Source organism: Leclercia sp. LSNIH8 (genome assembly GCF_002920195.1).
GTDB lineage: Bacteria > Pseudomonadota > Gammaproteobacteria > Enterobacterales > Enterobacteriaceae > Enterobacter.
In genome coordinates this window covers 126,686-142,482 of record NZ_PQJY01000005.1, presented here as the reverse complement: position 1 = coordinate 142,482, position 15,797 = coordinate 126,686, and the positions used below count along the sequence as shown (strand labels likewise).

Here is a 15,797-nt window from a genome sequence, read left to right as displayed (position 1 = left end):
AGTGCCTCCTGCTTAATGAGATGCTGCCGTTGCCGCGGCGGGGATGGCTTCGCCCTGCGCTGCGCGATGCTTGAGTAACTGCTGGCTGATGGCTTCCACCCGCGCATCGGTGAGTTTGTAAAACGACAGCATAGTGAACATGCCCACGTAGAGCGCCACCGGCACCACGCAGAACAGAATTTTGATGGTGGTGAGCACCTCTACCGGCTGTACGCTGCTGCTGGCGGAGTAGTTGACGTACGCCAGGATCCAGCCCACCATCGCGCCGCCAATCGCCAGGCCGATCTTCAGGCTGAACAGGTAGGTGGAGAACACCAGCCCGTCCAGACGACGGCCGCTGCGGCTCTCTTCGTAATCCACCACGTCGGAGGCCATCAGCCATTGCAGCGGCGTGGTGGTGTTAAAGACAAACAGGAACACGATGTTGAGGGCAAAGATCAGGGCGATATGCTCGGCCGGGGTGAAGAAGATCAGCAGGCTGATCAGGGAGTAAGCGACGATGATCCACTTGAAGGCCTTCACCCGGTCGAAACGGCCCAGCAGACGGGAAGAACAGAGCGAGCCAAACATGGTGGCGATGCTGCCGTAGAGCAGGAACTGGGTCGCCAGCTCCGGATGATCCATCACATATTTCACAAAGTAGAGCGTCGCCCCGCCGCGCACCACGTTGGAACAGGTGGCCATCATTTTGAATGCGCACATGATCCGCCACTGGCTGTTGCCCAGCAGCAGCTTCAGATCTTTCGCCACCGACGATCCCGGCTGCACCTCAAAGGTGTAGCGCTCTTTGGTGGTGAAGAAGCAGACGAACAGCAGCACCACGCCGCAAAGCCCCAGCACGCACATCGCGCCGAAGTAACCCAGCTGCTCGTTGCCTTTCCCGATGATCCCTACCAGCGGCAGGGCAATGCCGCTGATCGCCAGCGATCCCGCCGCAGCGAGGAAGAAACGCCAGGACTGCATGGCATGACGCTCCTTCGGATCGGCGGTGATCACCCCCGGCATGGCGCAATAGGGCACGTTCACGAAGGTATAGACCAGGGTCAACAGGATGTAGGTGACGCAGGCGTAAATCACTTTGCCGTTGGCAGAGAAATCCGGCGTGTAGAAGGTGAGCATGCAGACGAGGCCAAACGGGATGGCGCCCCACAGCAGGAACGGGCGGAACTGGCCGTAACGGGTGCGGGTACGGTCCACCAGCAGCCCCATCAGCGGGTCGGTTACCGCATCCAGCACGCGGGAGACTAAAAACAGCGTGCCCATAATCCCGGCGGATAAACCAAACACATCGGTGTAGAAATAGGCGAGCAGAAACATGGTCGCCTGCCAGACAAAGCCGCAGGCGGTGTCACCCAGCCCGTAGCCAATTTTATCTTTCATGGTTAATGGCATCATCAGAAATACACCCTTATTTAGTGTGCTGAATTCACAATAACGTGTTAATAGAGTGTAATAAGCTGATTAATTTATCAGCAATGGCCATATCTTATTTCTGAATTACGTTATTTTGCTTTTGTGACACTGCTCGATATATATCAAATCACTGTTTTAAAAGCGTAAAAATAAATAAATGGCAGGCATGGAAAAGCCGTCCACGGAATATTTTCCGTAGACGACAAGAGCGATAAATATAATTAAAGACCGAGCGCTTTTTTACCGGCGTTAATAACCTCGATGATTTTATCCGTGTCGTAAATACACCCTTTCCAGGTGCCGCCGCTCACTGACTGTAATGCCGCCCACAGACGCGTATCGTCCGGTAAAAATTCATGGGCATGCAGTTCAGGATGCGGCTGGCGACGTGCCAGTTCAATGGCGCCCTCTCCCGGGGTGAGCGGCGTCAGTGGCGTGCCGATAAAGTTCACGCTGCCGGTCAGGGTAAGGCGGTCCACCACAATCTCGATGATGTCGTTATCGCGCAGCTTACCAATCGGCCCACCGGCCAGCGCCTCGGGGGCCACATGACCAAAACAGGCCCCGGTGGAGACGCCCGAGAAGCGAGCATCGGTGATCAGCGAGACCGTTTTACCCCAGGAAACATGCTTCAGCGCCGAAGTGAGCTGGTAGGTCTCCTCCATGCCGGTGCCGGACGGCCCGCCGCCGATCACCACCATGATGTCGCCCTGGGCGATCTCGCCGCTTTTGATTGCCTTGATCGCCCGGGCTTCCGAGACGAACACCCGCGCCCGGCCGGTATGACGGTATACGCCATCCTCACCCACCACCGACGGGTCGATGGCCGTGGCCTTGATCACCGATCCCTCCGGCGCGATGTTGCCCACCGGGAAGGCCACCGTGGAGGTCAGTCCGCGGGCTTTCGCGCGCTCCGGCGGCAGGATCACATCATCCGGATCAACGCCGTCCTGCTCGCGCAGGCACTGGCGGAAGCGTTCCCGCCGCTCAGAGCTCTGCCACCAGTCGAGGTTTTCCCCCACGGTCTGGCCGGTGACGGTCATGGCATCCAGATGCAGCAGACCAAGATCGCGCAGATGGAGCATCACTTCCGGCACGCCGCCCGCGAGGAACGCCCGCACCGTTGGGTGGTAATCCGGCCCGTTCGGCAATACGCTCACCAGCCGCGGTACCTTGCGGTTGATCCGCGTCCAGTGCTCCACGTCAGGAATAGTGCAGCCCGCCGCGTGGGCAATGGCGGGGATGTGCAGCAGCAGGTTGGTGGAGCCGCCGAACGCGGCATGGATCACCATCGCGTTTTCAATCGCTTTATCGGTGAGGATATCGCGCGTGGTGATGCCGCGGTTATCCAGTTCTATCACCGCCCGCGCGGACTGACGGGAGATCTCCAGCCACACGTCCTGCCCCGAGGGAGCCAGCGCCGAATGGGGCAACGCCAGGCCTAAGGCTTCCGCCACCACCTGGGAGGTGCCTGCGGTGCCGAGAAACTGGCAGCCGCCGCCCGGTGTGGCGCAGGCGCGGCAGCCCAGCTCGGCGGCCTCCTGCAACGAGAGTTCATGGTTGGCGTAACGCGCCCCGATGGTCTGCACCTTGCCGGCATCTTCGCCGAAGGTTGGCGGCAGCGTGGCCCCGCCCGGCACCAGAATGGTCGGCAGAGTATGCATCGCGGCCAGGGCGATCATGGTGGCAGGCAGCCCTTTGTCGCAGGTAGCGACGCCAATCACCGCCCGGCGCGTGGGCAGGGAGCGGATAAGACGACGAAACACGATGGCGGCATCGTTGCGGTACGGCAAAGAGTCAAACATGCCGTGGGTGCCCTGAGAACGGCCATCGCAGGGATCGCTGACAAAGGCGGCAAAGGGTATTCCGCCGTTGCGGGTGATCTCTTTCGCCGCCGCCTGCATCTGCAGGCCAATCTCCCAGTGACCGGTGTGGTAACCCAGCGCAATCGGACGGCCATCGCCCGCGCGGATCCCGCCCTGAGTGCCGATAATCAGCACCTCTTTGCCGGTGAGTTTGTTGGCATCCCAGCCCATCCCGGCGTTCTGCGTCATGCCAAACAGATTGCCGCTGGGGGATTCCATCAGCATCTGCGGGGTCAGGGGCAGCGCTCCCTGTGGCCCCGCCGCGTGGGTGATCACCGAATAGAAGGCGTCATCCTGCGGGGTAAAAATGGTTTCTATCGACATCGTGACCTTCCGGTTCAGCAGAGCTTGAGCTGTTGCAGCAGCGTTTTCAGCTGCGCCTTGCGCGCGTCATCCAGCGGCCCGGCAGGCGGCAGCACGTGGGTGGAGACCGGGCGCACGCACAGGGAAATCGCCTCTTTGATTACGTTCACAAACGGCGTATCCAACTGATACATCTGCGGGATTTGCAGCAGGGTCTGATGATACTGCGCCGCCCGGGTCAGGTCGCCGTCGCGGAAAGCCTGCAACAGGTTGACTGACACCTGCGGGGCAAAGTTACCGCTGGCGGAGATTGCCCCGTCGCCCCCCAGCAGCAGGGTGTTGAACAGGTGATCGTCGTAACCGCACAGCACCACAAACTGCGGGTGCGCCGCTTTGACGGTGAGGACCATGCTGCGCAGATGGGCCACCGAGTCGATGGTGTCTTTAATGCCCACGATATTGGCCCGGGAGTCCACCAGGGTTTTAACCAACTGCGGGGTCAGATCCTGCCCGGTCAGGGCCGGGAAGTTATAGAGGATCACCGGCAGGGTGACGCTGTCGGCCACCTGTTCGAAGTAGCGGATCAGGTTCGCTTCCGACACTTTCCAGTAATAGGGATTGATCACCACGATGCCGTCGGCACCGGCCTGCTGGGCGTGCTGGCTCAGCTCGATGGTTTCCCGGGCGTTAGTGCCTCCGGTACCGATAAGCACCGGCACACGCCCCTTCACGTGGGCAATGGCGAATTCGGCGATCGCTTTGCGCTCCGCGGTGTTGAGCTGGGAAAACTCCCCGCCGCTGCCTAAAAAGAACAGGCCATCGACACCGGCGTCGATCATATGGTCGATAAGCGCGGCGGTACCGGCTTTATCCAGTGCACCGTCGGCAGTGAAGAGGGTGGAGACAGGGGGAATAATGCCCGAGAACTGCACGGTCTGCTGCATGAGAACTCCTTGCTGACTCATTTTGTTCTACATTATAGAACAGCGTTCGTTTATTTAACTTTTATACTAGAACGCGAAGAAAGCGAAGGACAATCAGGTAACACGAGGGTATGTCGGTTTTTTAAGCTTGATCACAGAACGGAATGAAAGGATGAAACTCCCTCTCCCGACGGGAGAGGGGAAAGGCATCAGGCCACCAGCATCTTCACAACCACTTTGCGCACCTGCGCCGGGTTGCCCACCGCGCACAGCGGTTTGTGGACTTCGCCGGGATAGAAGACCACGAAATCGCCTTCGTTCAGTACCACGGTTTTCTCCTGCTCGCCTTCCGGCAGGAAAGCGATATCTTTATCCGCCAGCCAGTCGGTCTCCGGCGTACCGTTTGGCAGGGTGCTGAAGGTCATCCCTTCCTGGCCTTTCAGCACAATCTGGATATCCAGATAACGGGCGTGGTACTCCGCGCGACGCTCGGCGAACGGCTGGGTCATATCTTCGGAAACCAGATAGAACAGGTTGTTGCCGTCGATGTCGTGTTTACCGGTCGGGGTAGCATCGGTCACGTGCGCTTTAACGTGTTCGATTGCCTGACGCAGTTCTTGCGGCAGCCAGGCCTGGAGATTATGAATATTACCAACGATCATGTTTAAACCCTCAATATAAAACACCGTTTCATTTTCAACTTTTATACGAGAATTTCAGCTGCCATACCACCACTTTTTGACCGGGATTTGCACTTGCGCATAACCATGCACGCCCAACCGTTTTCGCTGCGTAAAGTGTGCATTATTCGCTTGATCCGCGGGTCAGGCTGCGTATAATGCCCCACAATTTGCCAGGAGGAAGCATGCTCAAACATGTTCGACAGAGTGCCCCAGCGCGTCTTAAAGCAGATGCTGGCCTGCTGTTTTTCTTCCCGTTGCGATCCCTATTCCAGAAGCCCCTCATTTGAGGGGCTTTTTTTTGCCCGGCGTCAGGAGATAAAAATGAATCCGCTTTATCAAAAACACATCATTTCCATCAACGACCTCAGCCGTGAAGAGCTGGAGCTGGTTCTGGCAACCGCGGCAAAACTGAAAGCCAATCCACAACCGGAGCTGCTGAAGCACAAGGTGATCGCCAGCTGCTTCTTCGAAGCCTCCACCCGTACCCGCCTGTCGTTTGAGACCTCCATCCACCGCCTGGGCGCCAGCGTGGTGGGCTTCTCCGACAGCAGCAACACCTCGCTCGGTAAAAAAGGCGAAACCCTGGCGGACACCATCTCGGTCATCAGCACCTACGTTGACGCCATCGTCATGCGTCACCCGCAGGAGGGGGCAGCCCGCCTGGCGACCGAGTTTTCCGGCGGTGTTCCGGTGTTGAACGCCGGGGACGGCGCCAACCAACATCCAACCCAGACCCTGCTGGATCTGTTCACCATTCAGGAGACCCAGGGCCGCCTGGAGAACCTGAATATCGCCATGGTCGGCGACCTGAAATATGGCCGTACCGTCCACTCCCTGACCCAGGCGCTGGCGAAATTCAACGGCAACCGCTTCTACTTTATCGCCCCGGACGCGCTGGCGATGCCGCAGTACATCCTCGATATGCTCGATGAGAAAAACATTCAGTGGAGCCTGCACGCCAGCATCGAAGAGGTGATGGGTGAAGTGGATATTCTCTATATGACCCGCGTGCAGAAAGAGCGTCTGGATCCGTCGGAGTACGCCAACGTGAAGGCACAGTTCGTCCTGCGCGCCAGCGACCTTGAAGGCGCACGCGACAATATGAAGGTGCTGCACCCGCTGCCGCGTATCGATGAGATCACCACCGACGTGGATAAAACGCCGCACGCCTGGTACTTCCAGCAGGCCGGAAACGGCATCTTCGCCCGTCAGGCGTTACTAGCACTGGTTCTGAATCGCGATTTAGCTCTGTAAGGGGAAATGAAATGACACACGATAACAAACTCCAGGTCGAAGCCATCAAGCGCGGCACCGTAATTGACCACATCCCTGCGCAGGTGGGCTTTAAGCTGCTGACCCTGTTCAAACTGACCGAAACCGACCAGCGCATCACCATTGGCCTGAACCTGCCCTCCGGCGAGATGGGCCGTAAAGACCTGATTAAAATCGAGAACACCTTCCTGACCGATGAGCAGGTTAACCAGCTCTCCCTGTATGCTCCGGAAGCGACCGTTAACCGCATCGACGACTACGAAGTGGTGGGCAAATCCCGCCCGAGCCTGCCGGAGCGCATCGAGAGCGTGCTGGTGTGCCCGAACAGCAACTGCATCAGCCATGCTGAGCCAGTAAACTCCAGTTTTGCAGTGAAAAAACGCGCGAATGATATCGCACTTAAATGCAAATACTGTGAAAAAGAGTTTTCACATAATGTGGTGCTGGCCAACTAATTGAGGTGGCAATGCATGCCTGGCTTTCTATAATGGCCGGGACTTTTCGTATTCATTCAGGAGAAATCATGACCAAAGTACTCGCGACGGAAAATGCACCTGCAGCTATCGGCCCTTACGTTCAGGGCGTTGATCTTGGCAGCATGATCATCACCTCCGGCCAGATCCCGGTGAACCCAAAAACCGGTGATGTGCCAGAAGATGTCTCCGCTCAGGCGCGTCAGTCGCTGGAAAACGTCAAAGCGATCGTTGAATCCGCTGGCCTGAAAGTGGGCGATATCGTTAAGACAACCGTATTCGTAAAAGATCTCAACGACTTTGCTACCGTTAACGCCACCTACGAAGCCTTCTTCACCGAGCATAACGCCAGCTTCCCGGCGCGCTCATGCGTGGAAGTGGCGCGTCTGCCAAAAGATGTGAAGATCGAAATCGAAGCGATTGCCGTGCGTCGCTAATAGTTGATTTTAATATGCAAAAGGCAGCCCGGGCTGCCTTTTTTATTTTGTTAATACACAGCCATAAATAGACTTCAAGCATTTTCATCATTATTTTTCATCACTGATTGAAATGATCAATTTTTTATTCCAGGGGAAACTGACCCTGCCCAAAAAATTATTAGTCCCTTTTAATGGAATAAAAAATGAAACTGTCTAAAATTGCGTTGGCACTTGCCACACTCACGGTTGCTTCATCGGCTTTAGCACATGGCTATGTAGAATCTCCAGCCAGCCGCGCTTATATGTGTAAGCTTGGTAAAAATATTGATTGTGGTTCTGTTCAGTGGGAACCGCAGAGCGTTGAACGAACCTCTGGCTTCCCAACTGGCGCACTGCCGCCGGATGGACAGCTGGCCAGCGCCGGTATTACGCAGTATTCTCAGCTCGATCGTCAGAGCCTGAACGCATGGACCAAAACTCCGATTACTGCCGGTAAAAATACCTTTACCTGGTATCATACTGCTCCACATAAAACCACCAACTGGCGTTGGTATATTACTAAACAAGACTGGAATCCAAATAAACCGCTGACCCGCGATCAATTTGAATCCACGCCATTCTGTACTGTAAATGGTAATGGCCAGGCACCAGCTCAGCGTCAGGAAATGACCTGTAATGTGCCACAGCGTACCGGCTACCAGGTTATTTACGCGGTATGGGAAATTGCCGATACCACTAACAGCTTCTACCAGGCTATCGACGTAGATTTCGGTAACGGCGGCAACGTGATCCCTGACGAAACCCCGGCTCAGGTATCCGAGTGGACGAAAACCCTGAACGGCCAGATCGCCGGTAATAACGTCAATGCAGGCGATAAAGTGATTGCCCGCTTCTTCGATGCTAATGGCGAAGTGGTCTCCATGCGCACCGAACTGACCATCTCCTCCGCTTCCCAGGGTCAGGCAAGCCAGTGGTCTTATGACCTGGCGCAGGCAATCAACGCCGCGCACAGCGATGTTCGCGTAGGTGTTAAAGATGAGAGCGGTGTGGTGAACCCGGTTCACGGCGCGAACAACGTCTATGTGAAAGATGGCAGCAACCTGAAATCTGTCGCGATCTCCTATGAAGAGCAGCAGGCTCAGGTGGGTGAAGATATCGCCGTCACCAACGTGCGGTTCTCCAAAATCAAGAACGGCGCAGCAACCGTGACCTTCCACGTGAATACCCAGGGCGATGTGAGCCTGGAAGCGCGTGCGATGAACCACGCGGGTGCGGAAAAAGGTTACCTGAAGCAGGAGATGAATAACGCCAACCAGGACGTGACCATGAACCTGACTGACGTGACTGCTGGTCACCACATGCTGAAATACTTCGCCACCAACAAAGATGGTGTAATGTTCGCGCAGGACGTGATCGACATGATGCTGGAGAACGAAGCGTCATCCGGTACTACAGGTAAATATGACTATACCTTCCCGCAGAACATCGCTTCCTACAAAGCGGGCACCGTGGTACTGCAGCCGAAAGACGGCAAAACCTACCAGTGTAAGAAAGCACCTTACAGCGGCTACTGCGTGCAGTACGCTCCAACTGCTAACCAGTTCGAACCGGGTGTAGGTTCTCACTGGCAGATGGCGTGGACCCTGAAGTAATAGGCTCTCCTGATGCCCGGTGAACAGGCCGGGCACAGGGGTCCGTGGTCTGTTTGCCGGGTGGCGGCTTCGCCTTACCCGGCCTACGGAACCGAATTTTAGTCAGCCCGGTAAGCGTAGCGCCACCGGGCGTTTTTTTACTGATTGCGCGTCGCGCGCAGCAGTTTCTCCAGCGGATAGACCGCCGCAATCACCACTTCATCCTGAATCTGCGCCGCCTTATCCAGCTCGCCCTGAATCGACGCAATCTCCGTATCATCCAGCGTCCCCTGACGCGCCACCAGATCCGTTAAGCGCAACCCAATCGCCGCCAGCTTGTCCACCGTCTGGATCACCGGCGTTATCGCCTTCAGCTGATAACTGTTTTCGGCCAGCGCCAGCACGTCCGGCGTATTGTTCTGCCAGCGGTTAAAGAGATGGCGCAGCGACTCCGCGCTTTCGCTATCCTCAGCATCGCTCACCAGCCGCTCAACCCAGCGGTTCATCTGCCGCACCTGGTTGCTCTCCGGCGCCAGCGCGTCGGCCAGTCGGTTTAGCGGCTCAAACAAATCATAATTTCCGGCCTGGAATTTAAGATGGTTACGGGTGTAATAGTGGGCAGGCTCCAGCGCCTGGGCGAGGATCGTCAGCGGCAGCGTGTCGGTGGTGTTCCCCAGACGTGTGAACTGCACCTGCTGGCGGGCATGCTGCTGCAACCCTACCGACACCGTCGACCAGCTATCCATCGCCTGCAGGCGGGTATACATGTTGTCGATATCCTTCACCTCCTGCGCCGACCACAGGCGTTCCGCCACTGCAAATGTCCGCGGCCACAGTTTGATATCCAGTACTGGCGCCGCGACGTTTTCCGCCCACAGCGCCGCCTCGCCGCCCAGCAGATTGGCCTGCTGGCTGGCATCCGGCACCGCCGGGGCGATCCCTTCCGGCACCGCATCCAGCCGTTGGCCTGTCACCGGATAACGGCTGTTACCCAGCAGGAAATAGCCCTCAATCTTGTCCTCTTTTACCGTCACTACCGGGCGGGTCTCCCCCATCCAGGTATCGACGGTGAAGCTCACCTGATTGTCGCTGCGCCAGACGATATCCTGCACCGCCCGCCGTGATTTGCCGCTGAAATCAATAAACCCGCGCCAGCCCGCGTCGCCTTTTATCAGGGTGAAACTGCCCTCCAGCGGCTTGCCCTTCAGGCGCGGCAGGGTGAAGGACCAGCTCTGGGCGCTGTCGCTGTCGGTAATGACATCCACATTGTTCAGCCCCTGGGGCACGATCTCATTGCGGTAGTGATAGGCGGTGTACTGGGGCTGATCGAGATAGAACCCGGTAGAGAGGATCCCTTTGTAGCCCTGCTTCGCCACTTCGCCCAGCGCGTCCTGCCCCTGCCAGGACTGGATCAGAATGCTTTTGGGCAGATCCGGGTGGAAGATCTCATCCCAGCCCACCATCTGGCGCTGATTTTTCTCGAGGATCGTCTCCAGCTTGCGGTTGAAGTACGCCTGCAACGCATGACTGTCCGCCAGCTTGTTGTCACGCATAAATTGCTGGATGGCGGGATTCGCTTTCCACTGGGTGTCGTCCACCTCATCGCCGCCGATATGCAGATAGGGATCCGGGAAGATCGCCGCCAGTTCAGCGATCATCGCGCTGGCGAAGGTGTAAGTCGCCTCTTTGGTGGGATCCATCACCGGCTTGAGCACGCCCCACTGGCGCTCCATCTCGTAAGGCCCCGGGGCGCTCATCAGCTCCGGATAGGCCACAGCGATGGCCGAAGCATGGCCGGGCATGTCAATTTCCGGCACCACGCGAATACCACGCGCGGCGGCGTAGCGCACCACGTCACGCATCTGATCCTGGGTGTAGAATAGCCCATCACTGGCGAGTTCGGTCAGTTTCGGGTAGCGCTTCGAGGCAAACCGCCAGCCCTGATCGTCGGTTAAGTGCCAGTGCAGCACGTTGAGTTTCGCCGCCGCCATGCCGTCGATCTGGCGTTTGATATCCTCCAGCGGAATAAAGTGGCGGGCCGAATCAAGCAGCAGGCCGCGCCACGAGAAGCGCGGGGCATCTTCAATGGTCACCCACGGTACAGAGGTGTTTTCCGGGCCGTTCTGCACCAGCTGAAGCAGGGTCTCCATGGCACGCAGCGCGCCGAAGCGGGTGTTGGCGGTGATATTTACCCCGCTGGCATCGACGGTGAGTTTGTAGCTTTCATCGCTGTCCGGTTTCGGCAGTGGTGCCACCTTGCGGGCGATGGCGATGGTCACCGTCGGTTTTTCCGGCTTATCGGCCTGCGGCTGGAGCGCCCAGCCGGTTTGCAGCGCCACCCGCTGGCGCAAACGTGCCACCGCGTCGCCAAGATCGTCCCCAGAGACGCTCACCTGGAAGTTATTGTTAATGACCAGTGCGCCCTGGGTGGCGGGACGTTCGACCTTTGCAGGCCAGGGCATCAGCGGAAGATCGCCTGCGGGAGCCGCAAACGCAGAAAAGCCGAGCATAAGCCCGGCGGTTAAGAGGCTGTACCGTAACATGAATGTTCCTTATTTGACGGGCCGAAAAAGGCAAAACATTCTGTTAACATGTGCGCAAATTTGCGTCAAGCGCGGCGGATGATGGCGATCACAGGTTGTTGAATTTGGGAAGAAAGCCAGTAGCCGGGTAAGCGCAACGCCACCCGGCAAAAATCACTGCCACCCGTACCGGCGGCTATAAAACCCTTTCACCAGCTGCGTCAGCGTCATATACCCGGCGAGGATCGCCACCAGCCACGGGAAGTAGCTGAGCGGCAGCGCCTGCAGTTGCAGATAGCCCGCCAGCCCCGAAAACGGCAGTGCGATACCGAGCACCATCACCAGCCCCGTCATCACGATCAGCGGCCAGGCGGCGCGGCTCTGGAGGAACGGAATGCGCCGGGTGCGGATCATATGCACAATCAGCGTTTGCGACAGCAGCCCCACCACGAACCAGCCGGACTGGAACAGAGTCTGCTGCTCCGGGGTGTTGGCGTGGAACACAAACCACATCAGGCAGAAGGTTAAAATGTCGAAGATGGAGCTGATCGGGCCGAAAAAGAGCATAAACCGGCCCAGTTCTGCCGGCTCCCAGCGCTGCGGCTTCTGGATCTGATCGTCGTCGACGTTATCAAACGGGATCGCCACCTGGGAGATGTCGTACATCAGGTTCTGGATCAGCAGATGCAGCGGCAGCATCGGCAGGAACGGCAGAAACGCGCTCGCCACCAGGACGCTAAAGACGTTGCCGAAGTTGGAACTGGCGGTCATTTTGATGTACTTGAGCATGTTGGCGAAGGTACGGCGGCCTTCGATCACCCCCTCTTCCAGCACCATCAGGCTCTTCTCCAGCAGAATGATATCCGCCGCTTCCCGGGCAATATCCACCGCGCCGTCGACCGAAATCCCGATATCCGCCGCACGCAGCGCGGGCGCGTCGTTGATGCCGTCGCCCATAAAGCCCACCACGTGCCCCTCACGCTTCAGCAGGGTGACAATCCGCTCTTTGTGCAGCGGGGTGAGACGGGCAAAGAGCGTGGTACGTTGGGCAAGCAGAGCCAGCGCGTCGTCAGAGAGGGCTTCTATCTCGCTGCCTGTCACTACTTCGCCTGCATCCAGCCCCACGTCGCGGCACACTTTCGCCGCCACCAGCTCGCTGTCGCCGGTGAGGATTTTCACTGTGATGCCGCTCTCTTTCAGCGCCTTTAACGCCGGTGCGGTGGTCTCTTTTGGCGGATCGAGGAAGGCGATGTACCCTTCGAGGATCAAATCGGATTCGTCGATACGCTGATAGTCACCTTCCCGCGCGGGCAGGAACTTGCTGGCGACCGCCACCACCCGCAGCCCCTGGCGGTTCAGGTTGTCGGTGACGCGTTTGATGCGTCGCAGCATGGTCTCATCCAGGGGAACAATTTCACCGTGATGCCGCACCTGGGTAGATACATTGAGGATCTCCTGTAATGCCCCTTTGCAGATCAGCTGATGCACGCCCTGCTCTTCACTCACCACCACCGACATGCGGCGGCGTTCGAAGTCAAAGGGGATCTCATCCACCTTCTGCCAGCGGGATGAAAGGGCGCGGGCGGTGGCTTCATCCACCCCTTCCAGCACCGCGACGTCGAGCAGATTCTTCAGCCCGGTCTGGTAGTGGCTGTTCAGCCAGGCGGTTTCCAGCACCCGCTCGCAGATCTTGCCTGCGATGTCGGTGTGGTGCTCCAGCACGATCTTGTCCTGGGTCAGGGTGCCGGTTTTGTCGGTGCAGAGGATATCCATGGCGCCAAAGTTCTGAATGGCATCGAGGTGCTTGACGATCACCTTCTGCTTAGAGAGTTTTACCGCCCCGCGCGCCAGGGTGGAGGTGACAATCATCGGCAGCATCTCCGGGGTGAGTCCCACCGCCACCGAGAGCGCGAACAGCGCCGCTTCCCACCAGTCGCCTTTGGTGTAGCCGTTAATCAGCAGCACGACGGGCGTCATCGCCAGCATAAAGCGGATCAGCAGCATGCTGACGCGGCCAATCCCCTGCTGGAAGGCGTTGGGTTCGCTCTCCTGCTCGCTGACGCGCCCGGCCAGCTGCCCAAACCAGGTGCCGCCGCCGGTGGCGATCACCATCGCCTGGGCCGTGCCGCTCACCACCGTGGTGCCCATAAAGCACAGGGTGTCGCACTCCAGCGGATTGCTCTGCTGCGGATCGCGGCTGTGGTCCACCTTTTCCACCGGCAGGGATTCACCGGTCAGCGACGCCTGGGCCACAAACAGGTCGCGGGCCTGGAGAATGCGCAGGTCCGCCGGGATCATATCCCCGGCCGCCAGCCTGACGATATCGCCCGGCACCAGCTGGTCGATGGGCAGCTCCCGCCAGCCGCTTTCGCCTTTGTCGTTAAGGGTGCGCAGGACGGTGGCGGTATTACTGACCATCGCCTTCAGGGCATCCGCCGCGCGGGTGGAGCGGGCCTCCTGAATAAAGTTCAGCAGCGTGGAGATACCCACCATCAGGGCGATCACCCCGGCGGCAAACAGGACTTCTGTGGCATAAGAGATAAGACCAAGCACCGTCAGCAGCAGGTTAAAAGGGTTGCGGTAGCAGGCCCACAGATGCACCCACCAGCGGGCCGGTTGTTGCGCCGGGATGGTGTTTTCGCCGTGAAGGGCGCGGGTAGCCTGAACCTCGGCGGCGGTGAGCCCTTCCGGGTGGCTGCCAAACGTCCGCCACAGGGCGGGCTCATCCATGGCGGCAATCTGCAGGCAGTGGGCGGCAAGGTTGGCGGGAATAGCGGCATCGCTTTTGCCGGTTGCCATAGGGGTGCGCTGCACCAGACGGCGCGGCAGGTGACGGCTCAGCCGGGCAAACAGCTGCTGTGTGAAATTTTTGAACATAACAAGTCCCCCGCACCCGCAAAAAACGGGCGCAGTTTTGCCTTCAGACGTGACAGAGCCACACCTGAGCGGCGATATCAGTTATGCAGGGACGCGGGAATACGTCACTGCCCTACGCATCCGGTAAGGCAGTGAAAAGGCTTACCGGAGTGAACGGGTTCTCCCTGTCGGGAGAGGGGTGGGATCGGGATCCATACAGCCTCCGGTAAGAAAAAAAGGTAAGTCGGTGCGCACTATAGCGTTTTAGCCATACCGCGTACGGCAATTCGGGCGGTATGATAACGGCCGGGTATTAAACCAAACGTAAACCAGACATTGCCCATTGCACAACCCGGGGCCCGACTTAGGATTAATGATTATTTCATTGATGCATAACAGGATATAAAGCATGCAGAACCGCCTCACCATTAAAGATATTGCGCGTCTGAGCGGCGTGGGTAAGTCCACCGTCTCACGGGTGCTGAACAACGAAAGTGGTGTCAGCCAGCGCACGCGCGAACGGGTCGAGGCGGTTATGAACCAGCACGGTTTTTCCCCTTCCCGCTCGGCGCGCGCCATGCGTGGGCAGAGCGATAAAGTGGTGGCGATCATCGTCACCCGTCTGGATTCGCTTTCAGAGAACCTGGCCGTACAGACCATGCTGCCCGCCTTCTATGAGCAGGGCTACGATCCGATCATGATGGAGAGCAAGTTCTCGCCGCAGATGGTGGAAGAGCACCTCGGCATGCTGAAACGCCGCAACATTGATGGCGTGGTGCTATTTGGCTTTACCGGCATCAATGAAGAGATGCTCATCCCCTGGAAGCCGTCGCTGGTGCTGATGGCGCGGGATGCCCGCGGGTTTGCCTCCGTATGCTATGACGACGAAGGGGCGATTCTCACCCTGATGCAGCGCCTGTATGAGAGCGGCCATCGCCATATCAGCTATCTCGGCGTGCCGCACAGCGACGTTACCACCGGTCAGCGCCGTCATGCTGCCTACCTCGCGTTTTGTAAACAGCACGCGCTCCCCGCCGTAGCCGCGTTACCCGGCCTTGGCATGAAGCAGGGCTATGAAAAGGTGGCCGACGTGCTGACCCCGCAGACCACCGCCCTGCTCTGTGCCACGGATACTCTGGCTCTGGGCGCAAGTAAGTACTTACAAGAACAGCGAATCGATAACCTGCAGCTGGCGAGCGTGGGCAATACGCCGCTGATGAAGTTCCTCCATCCGGAGATCATCACCGTCGATCCCGGCTACGCCGACTCCGGCCGCCAGGCCGCCAGACAATTGATTGAGCAGATTAACGGCCGCAACAAACCGCGTCAGATCGTCATTCCCGCCACCCTCTCCTGAGCGTCAAAAGAGGCTTTATTGTGATCCTCGCCCGCTTTCGGGAACGTTCCCATTTTCCAGGTTACGTTGAAAGAGTAGGC

At 58.2% G+C, this 15,797-nt stretch carries 12 protein-coding genes; 6 read left to right on the top strand and 6 right to left on the bottom strand.

All coding sequences use genetic code 11. The features are described from left to right. Positions 1-12: 12 nt before the first annotated feature. The 4 genes from C3406_RS15370 to C3406_RS15355 all read right to left on the bottom strand — a co-directional run bounded on the left by C3406_RS15370 (position 13) and on the right by C3406_RS15355 (position 5,166). On the bottom strand, positions 13-1,395 hold the full coding sequence (locus tag C3406_RS15370; protein WP_103823063.1) for an MFS transporter: 1,383 nt from the start codon (positions 1,393-1,395) through the stop codon (positions 13-15). 239 nt (positions 1,396-1,634) lie between these two features. Next, positions 1,635-3,602, bottom strand: a complete 1,968-nt coding sequence (gene yagF, locus C3406_RS15365) for a xylonate dehydratase YagF (protein WP_103823062.1) — start codon at positions 3,600-3,602, stop codon at positions 1,635-1,637. 14 nt (positions 3,603-3,616) lie between these two features. Then, a complete protein-coding gene (locus tag C3406_RS15360) occupies positions 3,617-4,525 on the bottom strand; it encodes a dihydrodipicolinate synthase family protein (protein WP_103823061.1) in 909 nt (302 codons plus the stop codon). A 188-nt stretch (positions 4,526-4,713) separates the two neighbouring features. Beyond that, positions 4,714-5,166, bottom strand: coding sequence for a YhcH/YjgK/YiaL family protein (locus C3406_RS15355; protein WP_103823060.1), 453 nt, complete (start codon positions 5,164-5,166; stop codon positions 4,714-4,716). Positions 5,167-5,342: 176 nt separating this feature from the next. On the opposite strand from C3406_RS15355, the gene C3406_RS15350 reads away from it, so the two are divergent. From C3406_RS15350 to gbpA, 5 genes are all read left to right on the top strand, one after another. Beyond that, positions 5,343-5,474 carry a pyrBI operon leader peptide gene (locus C3406_RS15350; RefSeq protein ID WP_370463881.1) on the top strand — a complete coding sequence of 44 codons (132 nt, stop codon included), beginning with the start codon at positions 5,343-5,345 and terminating at the stop codon, positions 5,472-5,474. A gap of 34 nt (positions 5,475-5,508) precedes the next feature. After that, on the top strand, positions 5,509-6,441 hold the full coding sequence (gene pyrB / locus C3406_RS15345) for an aspartate carbamoyltransferase (protein ID WP_103823059.1): 933 nt from the start codon (positions 5,509-5,511) through the stop codon (positions 6,439-6,441). Positions 6,442-6,452: 11 nt separating this feature from the next. Further along, positions 6,453-6,914, top strand: coding sequence for an aspartate carbamoyltransferase regulatory subunit (gene pyrI, locus C3406_RS15340; protein WP_103823058.1), 462 nt, complete (start codon positions 6,453-6,455; stop codon positions 6,912-6,914). Positions 6,915-6,982: 68 nt separating this feature from the next. Continuing rightward, positions 6,983-7,369, top strand: a complete 387-nt coding sequence (ridA, locus tag C3406_RS15335; RefSeq protein ID WP_103823057.1) for a 2-iminobutanoate/2-iminopropanoate deaminase — start codon at positions 6,983-6,985, stop codon at positions 7,367-7,369. A 185-nt stretch (positions 7,370-7,554) separates the two neighbouring features. Continuing rightward, positions 7,555-9,003: an N-acetylglucosamine-binding protein GbpA gene (gbpA, locus tag C3406_RS15330; protein ID WP_103823056.1), complete on the top strand. Its 1,449-nt coding sequence runs from the start codon at positions 7,555-7,557 to the stop codon at positions 9,001-9,003. A gap of 137 nt (positions 9,004-9,140) precedes the next feature. Here the strand turns inward: gbpA and C3406_RS15325 are convergent, their stop codons facing one another. Together C3406_RS15325 and mgtA are read right to left on the bottom strand one after the other, a co-directional pair. After that, a complete protein-coding gene (locus C3406_RS15325; protein WP_103823055.1) occupies positions 9,141-11,525 on the bottom strand; it encodes a beta-N-acetylhexosaminidase in 2,385 nt (794 codons plus the stop codon). A 153-nt stretch (positions 11,526-11,678) separates the two neighbouring features. Further along, complete coding sequence (gene mgtA, locus C3406_RS15320) at positions 11,679-14,381, bottom strand: magnesium-translocating P-type ATPase (RefSeq protein ID WP_103823054.1); 2,703 nt, start codon at positions 14,379-14,381, stop codon at positions 11,679-11,681. 388 nt (positions 14,382-14,769) lie between these two features. Between mgtA and treR the strand changes: the two genes are divergently transcribed. After that, positions 14,770-15,717 (top strand): trehalose operon repressor TreR, encoded by a 948-nt coding sequence (gene treR / locus C3406_RS15315; protein ID WP_103823053.1) that lies wholly within the window; start codon positions 14,770-14,772, stop codon positions 15,715-15,717. Positions 15,718-15,797 lie beyond the last annotated feature (80 nt).